Here is a 13,939-nt window from a genome sequence, read left to right as displayed (position 1 = left end):
TGTATGATTCTGTAGTCGCCATTATAAAGTAAATATACCATCCGCTTTTATGAAAGCGTTTAACGCCCCTTCAGCCTTCGCTTTGATAAACCTCAGTCCTTAAAGAAGAAAATCAGTGAGGAGGAATTCGATGAAAGAATTGATAAAAGAGACTCTGAAAGAAATAAACCCGGCGTCACAGCTGCATCATTGGGTTGAGCATTATCGCCCCTTTGCCGCCAATGGACAAAGTGCAAACTATATCCCCGCTTTAGGAAAAGTCAATGACTCACAGCTCGGCATTTGTATATTGGAGCCTGACGGAACGATGATACATGCCGGCGATTGGAACGTCCCTTTTACCCTGCAAAGCATTTCCAAAGTGATCAGCTTTATCGCCGCCTGCATGAGCCGCGGCATTCCCTATGTGCTGGACCGCGTAGATGTCGAACCGACAGGCGACGCCTTTAATTCAATCATTCGGCTCGAAATCAACAAGCCGGGAAAGCCGTTTAATCCTATGATCAACGCGGGTGCCCTTACCATCGCCTCGATTCTTCCCGGTGAATCGGCATACAAAAAGCTCGAGTTTCTATACTCGGTGATGGAAACTTTAATAGGAAAACAACCGAGAATTAATGAGGAAGTGTTCCGTTCTGAATGGGAAACCGCCCACCGCAACAGAGCGCTGGCCTACTATTTAAAAGAAACAAACTTTTTAGAAGCTGACGTAGAAGAAACACTTGAAGTGTACTTGAAGCAATGCGCCATGGAGAGCACCACAGAAGACATCGCGTTGATCGGCCTGATCCTTGCCCATGACGGGTATCATCCGATTCGACGCGAGCAGGTGATTCCAAAAGATGTGGCAAAATTGGCCAAGGCGTTAATGCTGACGTGCGGCATGTACAATGCTTCAGGCAAATATGCGGCGTTTGTCGGCGTGCCGGCCAAAAGCGGCGTCTCCGGCGGCATCATGGCGCTGGTTCCTCCAAGCGCCAGAAGAGAACAGCCTTTTCAATCCGGATGCGGTATCGGCATTTACGGGCCTGCCATTGACGAATACGGCAACAGCCTCACCGGGGGTATGCTGCTGAAGCATATGGCACAGGAGTGGGAACTCAGTATTTTTTAAACATAAAAAAGAGGTGATTGTATGCAGCAAATCCTGGAACATATCGTCGGTATCGCAAATGATCTTTTGTGGTCAAAGCTATTAATTGTATTGCTTCTTTCTCTTGGAATCTATTTTACGTTCAGGCTTAAGTTTTTACAGGTTCGCATGCTGAAAGAAATGGTGAGGGTGTTAAGAGAAGGTGCTGCTTCCCGGTCGAAAAACACCATTTCTCCGTTTCAAGCCTTTTGCATCAGCATGGCGGCCCGTGTCGGAACGGGAAATATTACGGGCATTGCCATCGCCATTGCACTCGGCGGGCCCGGTGCAATCTTCTGGATGTGGATTATCGCCATTATCGGATCAGCATCCAGCTTTGTGGAAAGCACACTGGCTCAGATTTATAAAGTAAAAGATGTAAACGGCTTCCGCGGCGGGCCAGCGTATTACATGGAAAAAGGGCTGAACAAAAGGTGGATGGGCGCGCTGTTCGCTGTGTTAATCACCCTATCGTTCGGTATCGTCTTCAACTCGGTTCAATCCAATACAGTCAGCCTTGCCTTTGAAAACGCGTTCGGCACAAACCGCCTGACATTGGGACTCATTTTAATTGCTGTATTCGGCACGATCATTTTCGGCGGAGTCAAGCGCATTGCAAAATTGGCTGAATCCATTGTCGTCGTATTGGCTGTCCTGTATATCGGAGTTGCGTTTTTCGTCATTTTCACCAACATTACGCAGCTTCCAGATGTGCTTGCGCTAATCGTGAAAAATGCGTTTGGTTTTGACCAGGCCGCCGGCGGGGCTTTGGGTGCGGCACTCATGCAAGGTGTCAGACGGGGAATCTTTTCAAACGAAGCGGGAATGGGGAGCGCACCGAATGCCGCTGCCACCGCCACAACAAGCCATCCCGTCAAACAGGGGCTGATCCAAGCTTTTGGTGTGCTTACTGATACACTGGTCATTTGTACAAGCACCGCCTTTATCATTCTGTTTTCGGATGCCTATCATACTCCGGGTCTGAGCGGAATCGCCTTGACACAAGCCTCTCTAAGCTCCCATGTCGGATCATGGGCATCAGGCTTTCTCGCCATTCTGATTTTGTTATTCGGATTCTGTGCTTTAATCGGAAACTATTATTATGGCGAAACCAATATTGGCTTTTTGAACAAAAGCAAAAAACTAATATTCGTTTACCGTATCGGCGTGCTGGCGATGATTGTGTTTGGCTGTGTCGCCAAAGTCCAGCTCGTCTGGGATCTTGCTGATTTGTTCATGGGCTTGATGGTCGTCGTGAATTTAATTGCAATTTTCTTATTATCAAAGGTCGTTTTTACAGCGCTGAAGGACTATACACGCCAGAAAAAAGCTGGCAAAGATCCGGTCTTCTATAAAGATGTGCTCAAAAACCACAACGGCATTGAATGCTGGCCGCTTTCTGATACATCGTCAGACTCACACAACAAACAAATATCATAAAAAAGAGGTGTTCAGACATATGGGCTGAACACCTTTCTCTATTTGCGTTTATTGACAAACACGTAAGCCTCCATTACGATTTTCATATCTTTTTAAAAAATCTGAAAGAAGGCATCGGTACATTCTATGAATCCTATCCAACACATACTAGATACATTCCCGCTTATTGTGCTAGACGGCGCCATGGCGACCGAGCTTGAACGCAAGGGCTGTGACTTGAACGACAGTCTGTGGTCGGCAAAAATCCTGCTGGAAGAGCCGGACCTGATTAAACAAGTTCATACTGATTATTTCGCGGCAGGCGCCGATTGTGCGATTACCGCCAGCTATCAGTCCACATTCGAAGGCTTTGCCGCACGCGAGCTGAGCGAAGCGGAAGCACGCCGGCTCATCGAGTTGTCCGTCAGCATCGCAGCTGAAGCACGTGATGAATTTTGGTCGCTTGAAGAGAACCGTTTGAATCGGCCAAAACCGATCATTGCGGCTTCTGTAGGCCCTTATGGCGCTTATCTTGCAGACGGGTCTGAGTATCGCGGCAACTACGCAATATCAGAAGATGAACTGATTGAATTTCATCGCCCCCGGATGAAGGCGCTGATTGAAGCCGGAGCTGATGTATTGGCATGCGAAACGATTCCGTGTCTGACTGAAGCCAAAGCGATTGTGCGGCTGCTGAAGGAATTTCCCGAAACGTATGCGTGGATCAGCTTCAGTGCCAAAGACGGCCTGCATATCAGTGACGGAACATCGGCCGCTGACTGCGCGGCGTGGCTTGATGAACATCGCCAAATTGCAGCGCTCGGCATCAACTGTACGCCGCTTCAGCATATTTCTTCCTTGATAGAGGAGTTAAAAAAGAACACGTCAAAGCCGATCATCGTCTACCCGAATTCAGGTGAGCAATATGATCCGGAAACTAAAACGTGGAACGGCGCAGCATGCGCAGAATCTTACGGGGCGAGCGCCCGCATCTGGCATGAAAAAGGTGCGAAGCTGATCGGCGGCTGCTGCCGGACAAAACCCGAAGATATTCAAGAAATCGCGGCTTGGGTCAGCTCTTTAAAAACAACTTGACTTATCGGAATTGTTTGTATATTCTAACTTAAAGCCGGTTCGCCGGAGTCTCGTGTCACTTCCTGACATGAGATTTTTTATTAGGAAGGAAATAAATCGCCGATAGAAAGTTGGAAAAAGATGGACTCTGCTCACAACAAGAATGAGACAACCTTTCAGAGAAGTATGAAAAGCCGGCATCTCTTTATGCTTTCCTTAGGAGGTGTCATCGGAACAGGACTGTTTTTAAGCTCTGGCTATACCATTCAGCAGGCAGGCCCCGCTGGAACGATACTTGCCTACTTAGTCGGGGCCGGAATTGTCTATCTGGTCATGCTATGCCTCGGTGAGCTGTCAGTCGCCATGCCTGTGACAGGCGCCTTTCACACCTATGCAGCCAAATACATAGGGCCTGGCACCGGCTTTACGGTCGCTTGGCTGTACTGGCTGACATGGACCGTGGCATTGGGATCGGAATTCACAGCAGCCGGCCTGTTAATGCAGCGCTGGTTTCCCCATACGTCGGTTTGGATGTGGAGTGCCGTATTTGCGCTGTTCATTTTCTTGCTTAACACATTTTCGGTCAGGTTTTTCGCTGAATCAGAATTTTGGTTTTCCAGCATCAAAGTATTAGCCATCATATTATTTATTCTTTTAGGCGGTTCTGCCATGTTCGGCCTCATCCCCATCAAAGGCGGAGAAGCCGCTCCGATGCTGTCTAACTTCACGGCGGAAGGCGGGCTCTTTCCTAATGGATTTGTTCCGATATTGATGACGATGCTGTCCGTCAATTTCGCCTTTTCGGGAACGGAACTGATCGGAATCGCAGCCGGTGAAAGTGTTGATCCGGACAAGACGATACCAAAAGCGATTAAAACAACGGTCTGGCGCCTCTCACTCTTCTTTGTCGGAACAATTTTTGTGCTGTCAGGGCTGATTCCGATTCAAGATGCAGGTGTCATCAAAAGCCCGTTTGTTGCTGTCTTTGACAGAGTCGGTGTACCATACGCGGCCGATCTCATGAACTTTGTTATCCTGACAGCGATCCTGTCAGCGGCTAATTCCGGACTCTACGCTTCTTCCCGGATGCTGTGGTCTTTATCAAAAGAAAAAACGCTTCATCCGACATTTGCAAAGCTGACGTCAAAAGGAACCCCGTTTAACGCGCTGGTGTTCAGCATGATCGGCGGCATTCTGTCGCTACTGTCCAGTGTATTTGCACCAGACACTGTATACGTTGTGCTCGTGTCGATTTCCGGTTTTGCTGTCGTTGTCGTATGGATGGGAATCGCTGCATCTCAATTCATGTTCAGAAAACGTTATATCGAAGCGGGAAACAAAGTTTCTGATTTGAAATACAGAACGCCTTTGTATCCGATCGTGCCGATTGCAGCGTTTCTGTTATGCCTGGCTTCCGTCATTGGCATTGCCTTTGATCCGAATCAAAGAATCGCACTGTATTGCGGCGTTCCGTTTATGGCCATTTGCTATGCAATATATTATGTGAAAAACCGCAAAAGCCTGCCGGCTGCTGATATGACTCATTCAAAATAAAAAGAACCTGCCTTCAGGCAGGTTCTTTTTCAATTTTTACACTTCCACTGTCCAGTTGAACGGGCCTTTTACCTTGCCAAGCTGAATATCTGTTATCGTTTCATACAGCTTTTTCGAGAGGTCCCCGATTTGCCCGTCGCCGACAATCACCGTTTTTCCATGAATGTTGAGTTCACCGACAGGCGTAACGACGGCTGCCGTGCCTGTGCCGAAGACCTCTGTCAATTCTCCGCGTGCAGAGGCTGCATACACCTCATCAATTGATATTCTCTCTTCACGAACCGGAATGCCCCAGCTTCGAATCAATTCAATCGCAGACGCGCGTGTCACCCCGCTTAAAATGCTTCCACTTAAAGCAGGTGTGACAGCTTCCCCGTTTATGACGAAAAAGATGTTCATGCTCCCTACTTCTTCCACATATTTCTTTTCAATGGCGTCCAGCCACAGTACCTGGTCATAGCCCAGCTCATTCGCTTTCCGCTGTGCCTGAAGACTGGCCGCGTAGTTCCCAGCCGTTTTTGCAAATCCGACTCCGCCGTTGACCGCCCGCACATACTCATCTTCGACATAGATTCTAACCGGCTTCAGCTGATCGTCGCCATAATAGGAGCCGACAGGCGAAAGCACGATCATAAATGTATAGCTCCTGGATGCCTTCACACCGAGACTCGGTTCTGTGGCAATGACAAAAGGACGAATATAAAGTGACGTTCCTTTTTCCTTTGGAACCCAATCTTTCTCCAGCTCAACTAATTGCGTCAATGCCTCAAGCACAAGCTCTTCGTCTAAAGGGGGCATGCTCATGCGCTCACACGATCTGTTCAGCCGTTTGATATTTTGATCCGGACGGAACAGGAGCACCCTGCCATCCTCTGTTCTGTATGCTTTTAATCCTTCAAAAACAGCCTGGCCGTAATGAAAAACAGATGAAGACGGATCGAGCGTAAGCGGTGCGTACGGTGCAATTCTCGGATGATGCCATCCAATTCCCTCTTCGTAGTCCATCACAAACATATAATCTGTAAAATATTGTCCAAACCCCAAGGAAGACGGGTCGGGCTTTTCCTTATAATATCCAGTTTTTTCTCGTTCAATAAGCTTATTCAATCTGACCAGCACACCTTTCATATAATTGTTTAAATATTCAGTCTTTTTTAGGCTGCAAAAAATATACAGCCCTTCCTTTCATGATACGCCGCTCCACACCGATAAATTTCAGAATATTCTTTAGGATCATCAGCTATTATACACCACATTCATTGTCAGATGAAGCTGAAATTAAAGAAAAACAGCCAGTTTTATTCTGGCTGTTTGATTTAGACCGCTAAACAAAGGACGACAATGTGGCAAATCAGCAAAATATACACTGCGAACACTAATTGCCAATTGATCTTCCGCGCCCATGCAAACACCACCATCAAAACAGGCAGCATCACAGTCCCCGCCAGCTTGTTCACTGTCAGATCCGGGCTGTTCGCTACATCATAATGAATCGGCATCTGCGCCGGCAGAAAAGGGTAAAACACGATTGAAAGGATGAATGCAACAATTACAGCTCCCCACAGCACTTTTCCATTCGTCAATAGAAACATAGAACGACCATTCCCTTCTTATTGCTTTATGAATGATATGACTGTTCTACGGTGAATTTCGTTCGGTCTCCCCGCGTAATAATTTGCGCATATTCCACCACTTCTTCATTTTTATCATAGGTAAGGGATTCTGATAAAAACGCAGGCGCTCCGACATTGGTTAATAAGTGGCCGCTGATCGTTTCATCCGTTAAAATCGGTTCGATCGATTCCGTTCCCCTGCTGATTTCAATATTGTATTTTGTCCTTAACAATTCAAACAGCGAGCCGGTGCATTCCTCCTGCGCCAGCCCCGGTGCCGCCTTCCAGGGAATATACGAGGTATGATACTGCAAAGGCTCCCCCTCGGCGTATCTGACTCTGACAAGCTTGTTGACAGGTTCATTCTCTTTCATTTTCAAAAGTTCGGCAATGGAGTGATCAGCGGGTATCACCACAAGCTCAAGCACTTTTGATTCGGAACGCAGGCCTCTCATTTGTTCTGCAAAGCTCGTAATCTTATGCGGAATCGGCGTTTGTATTTTTGCCGCCGATACAAACGTCCCTTTCCCCTGAATTCTCTTAATATATCCTTCAAGCTCTAGCTGCTGCAGGGCCAGTCTCACAGTTGTTCTGCTGACATCATATTGTTCGCAAAACTCACTCTCCGTCGGCAGCTGATCATTCGCCTGATATTTGCCCGACTTAATTAATTCAATGATTTTAAACTTGATAACAGAATATAAAGCTGTCATTTCATTCTCCCCATTCTGTATGCAATCCGTTCTTTTTCATTGAGACCATAATACCATTTGCCATCCCAATATGAAAGATTTGTATCCTTCCTTTATAACAAATTTTCAGAAATTAATATTGACAGTTTGATAACGGTGGTGCTAAATTCGTAATGACAAGTATCGAAAATTGGTCATAACAAATATGGTGCTTGTCTATCTCTTTGAGGGGGTGTCACATGAAGATTCTGATTGCTGAGCACTACGATGAACTCTGTAAGTTAAGCGCTACCATTATTAAAGAGCAAATACAAGCTAAGAAAGATGCCGTTCTCGGCCTGGCAACCGGAAGCACACCGGTCGGCTTGTACAAGCAGCTGATTTCAGACTATCAGGCAGGTGAAATTGATTTTTCAAAGGTTACTACATTTAATTTGGATGAGTACGCTAGTCTCTCTCCATTTCATCCTCAAAGCTATAACAAATTTATGCATGAACATCTTTTTCAGCATATCAATATGCAGCCTGATCATATTCATATCCCGCAAGGAGACAATCCGCAGCTTGAGGCTCAATGCAAGGTATACGAAAATCTCATCCGCCAGGCGGGAGGCATTGATGTCCAGATTCTCGGCATCGGCGCCAATGGCCATATCGGTTTCAATGAACCGGGATCTGATTTTGAGGACCGGACACGTGTTGTGAAGCTCTCAGAAAGCACGATACAGGCAAATGCCAGATTCTTCAGCGGTGATCCGGTGCTGGTGCCGAGACTCGCGATTTCAATGGGCATTAAAACCATCATGGAATTCAGCAAACATATTGTGCTTTTAGCAAGCGGCGAGGAAAAAGCAGACGCCATTCAAAAGATGGCTGAAGGTCCTGTCACGACAGATGTACCGGCTTCCATTCTTCAAAAACACAATCATGTAACCGTTATCGTCGATAATAAAGCAGCTCAAAAATTAAAGAGTGCACCATACTCATAAAACAATAGAAGGAGACTGTCATGTTTAAAAAGGCATTTCAAATTCTGCAGCAGCTTGGCCGCGCGTTGATGACTCCGGTTGCCGTCCTGCCGGCAGCGGGTCTTTTGCTCCGTTTCGGAGACAAGGACTTACTGAACATCCCTATTATAAAGGATGCGGGCGGTGTTGTATTCGATAATCTTCCGCTGATTTTCGCCGTGGGGGTCGCGATCGGATTAGCCGGCGGAGAAGGTGTAGCCGGACTTGCCGCTGTCATCGGATACTTAATTTTAACCGTCACTCTCGACAATATGGGGAAATTACTCGGCCTTCAGCCTCCGTATGAAGGAGCCGAGCACCTGATTGATATGGGGGTTTTCGGAGGAATCATCATCGGGCTTCTCGCCGCCTATTTATATAAGCGATTTTCATCAATCGAGCTGCATCCGGTCCTTGGATTTTTCTCTGGAAAACGCTTTGTCCCGATTATTACTTCCGTCAGTTCATTGGTGATCGGCGTCATTTTCTCATTCGTTTGGCCGCTGATCCAAAACGGAATTAACGCAGCCAGCAGTTTAATTGCCGATTCAACAGTCGGCCTGTTCTTTTATGCAACGATCTATCGTTTGCTGATTCCTTTTGGCCTGCATCATATTTTTTATACGCCTTTCTATTTTATGATGGGAGAATACACAGACCCATCAACAGGCAACACCGTAACCGGCGACCTGACAAGGTTTTTCGCGGGAGACCCGACAGCCGGGCGCTTTATGATGGGGGATTTTCCTTACATGATTTTCTGTCTGCCGGCAGTTGCTCTTGCCATTATCCATACCGCGCGTCCGGATAAGAAAAAAATGATCTCTGGCGTGATGATTTCTGCGGCGCTCACATCTATGCTGACCGGAATTACAGAACCGGTTGAGTTTTCTTTCTTGTTCGTTGCGCCCGTGCTCTATTTGATTAACTCTATTCTTGCCGGCGTCATCTTTGTCGTTTGTGATTTATTCCATGTCCGCCACGGCTATACGTTCTCAGGCGGCGGAATTGACTACGTCTTGAACTACGGACTGTCTACAAACGGCTGGGTTGTCATTCCTGTCGGGATCGTGTTTGCTTTCATTTATTATTATTTGTTCCGATTTGCGATTCTGAAATGGAATTTGAAAACGCCCGGCCGTGAAACAGATGAAGACGGTCAGGATGAGGAGAAAGCTCCAGTCGCAAAAGACCAGCTTGCCTTTCACGTGCTGCAGGCCTTGGGCGGACAGCAAAATATCGCTAATCTGGATGCGTGTATTACAAGGCTTCGCGTGACCGTTCATCAGCCAAGCCAAGTCAGCAAAGATGAATTAAAACGGCTTGGCGCAGTAGGTGTGCTCGAAATCAACAACAACTTTCAGGCGATATTCGGAACAAAATCCGATGCCTTAAAAGACGACATCAAAACGATCATGGCCGGAGGCGTCCCTGACACCGCCGCCGCGCTGGACACGGAAACGGACAAGCAGCAAAATCCTGTTTCCGGCGAGGCCTTTATTTATCCGCTCAAAGGAGAAACAGTCTCTCTGGGGGACGTGCCCGATCAAGTCTTTTCAGAAAGAATGATGGGCGAGGGGTTCGCGATTAATCCAACAGAAGGAAAAGTCGTTGCACCTGCGGACGGCGAGATCGTCTCGATCTTTCCAACAAAACACGCCATCGGCTTTATGAGCGCCGGAGGCACCGAAATCCTGATTCATGTCGGCATTGATACCGTGAAATTGAATGGGGAAGGCTTTGAAGCACATGTCACGAGCGGACAAGCCGTCAAACAAGGTGAACTGCTTCTCACTTTTGATCTTGATTACATCAAGCAGCATGCCGCTTCAGCCGTAACACCGGTTATTTTTACAAATATCTCTGAAGGTAATATGAAGCACATTCAAATGAAGTAAAAAAGTCCCCCCTCCTGCGGGGGACTTTTTCGCCAACATAATGAAAGCGTTACCAAAATAAAATAACTTGAAAAAAGGGGTTTGCATTAGAATCACGAATGATATGAATATGCCTTCATTCTATCATTCTAAAGGGGGATTCATTTGAAAAAATTAATCGCGTTTCAAATTTTAATCGCTTTGGCTGCCGGAGCGGTGATCGGCCACTTTTTTCCTGATTTCGGGATGGCACTCAGGCCTGTCGGGGATGGATTTATCCGCTTGATTAAAATGATTGTTGTGCCGATTGTGTTTTCTACCATTGTCATCGGAGCCGCAGGAAGCGGAAGCATGAAAAAAATGGGTAGCCTCGGTATCAAGACAATCATTTGGTTCGAAGTGATTACCACGCTTGTATTGGCGCTCGGTCTTTTATTAGCAAATGTCTTAAAACCGGGTGTCGGGCTTAATCTCTCCCATTTGGCGAAAAAAGATATCAATGAACTGTCAGGCTACACTGAAAAAGTTGTTGATTTCAAACAAATGATCCTCGATATTATCCCTACAAACATTATTGATGTCATGGCCAGAAATGATTTGCTTGCCGTGATTTTCTTTGCGATTTTATTCGGTGTCGCCGCTGCCGGTATTGGCAAAGCCTCTGAACCCGTGATGAATTTCTTTGAATCCGCCGCACAAATTATGTTTAAACTCACGCAAATCGTCATGGTGACTGCTCCTATCGGCGTGTTAGCCCTGATGGCAGCTTCTGTAGGCCAATATGGCATTGAACTCCTCCTTCCTATGTTTAAGCTGGTTGGCACAGTATTCCTTGGCCTGTTCCTAATCCTCTTTGTCCTCTTTCCGCTTGTCGGTCTCATCTTTCAGATTAAGTATTTCGAAGTATTGAAAATGATCTGGGATCTGTTTTTAATTGCATTTTCCACCACCAGCACTGAAACCATTCTCCCTCAGCTGATGGATAGAATGGAGAAATACGGCTGTCCCAAACGAGTGGTATCATTCGTCATTCCCTCCGGCTTGTCATTGAACTGTGACGGCTCGAGCTTATATTTATCGATTTCTTGTATCTTTCTGGCGCAGGCCTTTCATGTAGACATGACATTGTCCCAGCAGCTCCTCATGATGCTTGTGCTTGTGATGACCAGTAAAGGCATTGCAGCTGTTCCCTCTGGCTCGCTTGTTGTGCTTCTGGCGACTGCAAATGCTGTAGGACTGCCGGCTGAAGGCGTTGCCATTATCGCGGGTGTTGACCGCGTCATGGACATGGCGCGAACAGGCGTGAACGTTCCGGGACATGCGATCGCCTGCATCGTGGTGTCAAAATGGGAAAAAGCCTTCCGCCAAAAAGAATGGGTTTCCGCAAACAGCCAAACCGAAAGCTTATAAAAAAAGAACACCTCATTCCGAGGTGTTCTTTCCATTATTCAACAGAAGCATGTTCTTCTGTTTCAATCGCTGCCAGTCTTGCATTTACTTCTTCTTCTGACATATTATGCTCTTTCACATACAGGTTTCTTGGATTCGTGCGGCACTCGTGGCTGCAGCTGCGCATATATTTATACTCATTTTCCGGTGTGCATATCATTTTTTTATTGCAAGATGGATTCGCGCAGTTCACATAACGCTCACACGGTTCTCCTGTAAAGTAGTCTTTTCCGACAATCACATGCTCGACACGGTTGACAGGCACGCTGATTCTTTCATCAAATACGTAGCACTGGCCGTCCCAAAGCTTGCCTTGCACCTCAGGATCTTTTCCGTATGTCACGATGCCGCCGTCAAGCTGGGCTACATCTTCAAAGCCTTGCTTCACCAGCCATCCTGAAAACTTTTCACAGCGTACGCCGCCTGTACAGTACGTTAAAATCTTTTTGCCTTCAAGCATATCTTTGTGTTCTTCGATCCATTCCGGTAATTCGCGGAAGGCTTCGATGTCAGGACGGACTGCACCTCTGAAATGGCCAAGGTCGTACTCGTAATCATTACGCGCGTCGATTACAATTGTGTTTGGATCCTGCATCTTCTCATAAAATTCTGCTGGCTTCAAATGCTGACCTGTTGTTTCATTCGGATCGACATCATCTTCAAGACGAAGCGTGACAAGTTCTTTTTTATGGCGCACGAAGATTTTTTTGAAGGCATGGCCTTCTACTTCATCAATTTTAAATACCATGTCCGCAAAACGAGGATCAGCTTTCATTGTTTCCATATATTTTCCAGTCTGTTCAACCGTTCCTGATACCGTACCGTTAATTCCTTCAGAAGAAACAAGGATACGGCCTAACAAACCAAGCTCCTTACAAAAAGCCAGATGCTGCTCTCTAAACGCCTCTGGATCTTCAATCGGAACATATTTATAGTAAAGTAATACTCTGTATTGTTTTTCCATGTTTTAAACACCCTGTTCAATTATAGTTAGTTGCTATGCACACTCTTACTATATCATACAGGAAAATGCCGCAAAGATGAACAGATCCGCCCAGACTAATAAAAATATCCAAGCTCTTACAAACCTGCGTGGCACAAGGGTTTCTGAATGACGGATAGTATTTTCCATTAACTTACTAATAAATGTAGTTGTCTGAAAACTATTATTATCATTCCTCTTCAAAAGATAAATTTACCGGTTCATTTAAAAGCTCTCCCGGCATTTCAAGGTTTGTTGAAGGTACGCTCTTATCTACCTCTTCAAAAACAACATGATCCATCCACACCTGCCCCGGTCCAGCTAATTGAACGCCAAAGGATATCACTGCGCTATTTTCTGGAACATCTAAAACGATAGCATAATGATTCCAATTGGTTGTTCCGGTAATAGGTCTGTTGCTCATATTATCAAATTGGAGAACATCATCAGCGGCACTGTCAACCCTCATCCAAAGCGAGGCAAAATGCTGCACTCCTTTTGTTTTGATAAAACTTGATAGACGAAGCCTTTTTCCAAGATAGCGGCCTGCTTTGAATTGCTGCATCATCGTCGCAAATTCACCAATATCCTGAACCATTGTTGACTTTAAATACCCTGAAGCTTTTCCCTGATGTACATTTTCCCGGTCAATCCCCATTTCGAATTGGAACGGATGGCTCCCGCTCAATACCCAGCCCTTCATTTTTTTCTCCATGTAAGATTCCTCCTTTTTTGAAGTAAAGCGTTTCATAAATGTTCGGTATGCACCTGGCGGCATGTGATACATCTTTTTGAACGTCCTCGTAAATGCTTCTTGAGATTCAAACTGAAAATACAAAGCAATATCGATAATACGAAGATCTGTATAAAGCAAAGCCGCTGCCGCATTCGCAAGACGTCTTAAGCGAATATAAGAAGCAACCGACATACCGACTTCTTTTTGAAAAATCCGATGAAAATGGAATTTTGAAAAGCTTGAAACGTTTACAATATCCTCGTTTGATATTTGCTCATGTAAATGTGATTCAATCCAATTGATTGTTTTCTGGACAGCCTTTTCATAATACATTGCACGCTCCAATCTCCTTTCTGTTTTAGAATAATGGATCACTGATTATATGTTTTGATTATTTTTGCGAT

At 45.9% G+C, this 13,939-nt stretch carries 12 protein-coding genes; 7 read left to right on the top strand and 5 right to left on the bottom strand.

Translation table 11 applies throughout. From position 1 onward, the window contains the following. Positions 1-130: 130 nt before the first annotated feature. The 4 genes from C1T29_RS01700 (at position 131) to mmuP (ending at position 5,179) form a co-directional block, all read left to right on the top strand. The gene (locus C1T29_RS01700) at positions 131-1,114 is read left to right on the top strand and encodes a glutaminase (RefSeq protein ID WP_069839766.1); all 984 of its coding nucleotides are present in this window, start codon (positions 131-133) and stop codon (positions 1,112-1,114) included. A gap of 21 nt (positions 1,115-1,135) precedes the next feature. Continuing rightward, complete coding sequence (locus C1T29_RS01695) at positions 1,136-2,572, top strand: alanine/glycine:cation symporter family protein (RefSeq protein WP_014662627.1); 1,437 nt, start codon at positions 1,136-1,138, stop codon at positions 2,570-2,572. A 126-nt stretch (positions 2,573-2,698) separates the two neighbouring features. Continuing rightward, positions 2,699-3,646 carry a homocysteine S-methyltransferase gene (mmuM, locus tag C1T29_RS01690; protein WP_095431178.1) on the top strand — a complete coding sequence of 316 codons (948 nt, stop codon included), beginning with the start codon at positions 2,699-2,701 and terminating at the stop codon, positions 3,644-3,646. A gap of 120 nt (positions 3,647-3,766) precedes the next feature. Further along, entirely contained in the window at positions 3,767-5,179 is a 1,413-nt protein-coding gene (mmuP, locus tag C1T29_RS01685) for an S-methylmethionine permease (protein ID WP_103749841.1), read from the top strand. Between the two features lie 36 nt (positions 5,180-5,215). Here mmuP and C1T29_RS01680 read toward each other — a convergent pair whose 3' ends face one another. The 3 genes from C1T29_RS01680 to gamR all read right to left on the bottom strand — a co-directional run bounded on the left by C1T29_RS01680 (position 5,216) and on the right by gamR (position 7,505). Further along, the gene (locus C1T29_RS01680; RefSeq protein WP_069839762.1) at positions 5,216-6,286 is read right to left on the bottom strand and encodes a branched-chain amino acid aminotransferase; all 1,071 of its coding nucleotides are present in this window, start codon (positions 6,284-6,286) and stop codon (positions 5,216-5,218) included. Positions 6,287-6,495: 209 nt separating this feature from the next. Beyond that, complete coding sequence (locus tag C1T29_RS01675; protein WP_103749842.1) at positions 6,496-6,771, bottom strand: DUF1648 domain-containing protein; 276 nt, start codon at positions 6,769-6,771, stop codon at positions 6,496-6,498. 26 nt (positions 6,772-6,797) lie between these two features. Next, positions 6,798-7,505, bottom strand: coding sequence for a transcriptional regulator GamR (gamR, locus tag C1T29_RS01670; RefSeq protein ID WP_003234841.1), 708 nt, complete (start codon positions 7,503-7,505; stop codon positions 6,798-6,800). 218 nt (positions 7,506-7,723) lie between these two features. Here gamR and nagB point away from each other — a divergent pair, with 218 nt between their 5' ends. From nagB to gltP, 3 genes are all read left to right on the top strand, one after another. Beyond that, positions 7,724-8,473, top strand: a complete 750-nt coding sequence (nagB, locus tag C1T29_RS01665; protein ID WP_103749843.1) for a glucosamine-6-phosphate deaminase — start codon at positions 7,724-7,726, stop codon at positions 8,471-8,473. A gap of 20 nt (positions 8,474-8,493) precedes the next feature. Continuing rightward, entirely contained in the window at positions 8,494-10,389 is a 1,896-nt protein-coding gene (gene ptsG / locus C1T29_RS01660) for a glucose-specific PTS transporter subunit IIBC (protein WP_103749844.1), read from the top strand. A 144-nt stretch (positions 10,390-10,533) separates the two neighbouring features. Beyond that, positions 10,534-11,778, top strand: coding sequence for a glutamate-aspartate/proton symporter GltP (gene gltP, locus C1T29_RS01655; RefSeq protein WP_069148882.1), 1,245 nt, complete (start codon positions 10,534-10,536; stop codon positions 11,776-11,778). A gap of 34 nt (positions 11,779-11,812) precedes the next feature. Here the strand turns inward: gltP and C1T29_RS01650 are convergent, their stop codons facing one another. Further along, positions 11,813-12,781, bottom strand: a complete 969-nt coding sequence (locus tag C1T29_RS01650; RefSeq protein ID WP_103749845.1) for an oxygen-dependent tRNA uridine(34) hydroxylase TrhO — start codon at positions 12,779-12,781, stop codon at positions 11,813-11,815. Between the two features lie 208 nt (positions 12,782-12,989). Further along, positions 12,990-13,868, bottom strand: a complete 879-nt coding sequence (locus C1T29_RS01645) for a helix-turn-helix transcriptional regulator (RefSeq protein ID WP_095431174.1) — start codon at positions 13,866-13,868, stop codon at positions 12,990-12,992. Between the last annotated feature and the right edge of the window lie 71 nt (positions 13,869-13,939).

The sequence above is a fragment of the Bacillus sp. MBGLi79 genome, assembly GCF_002953915.1.
The sequence above is the reverse complement of the archived record's forward strand: the minus strand, read 5'-3'. Positions and strand labels throughout refer to the sequence as shown.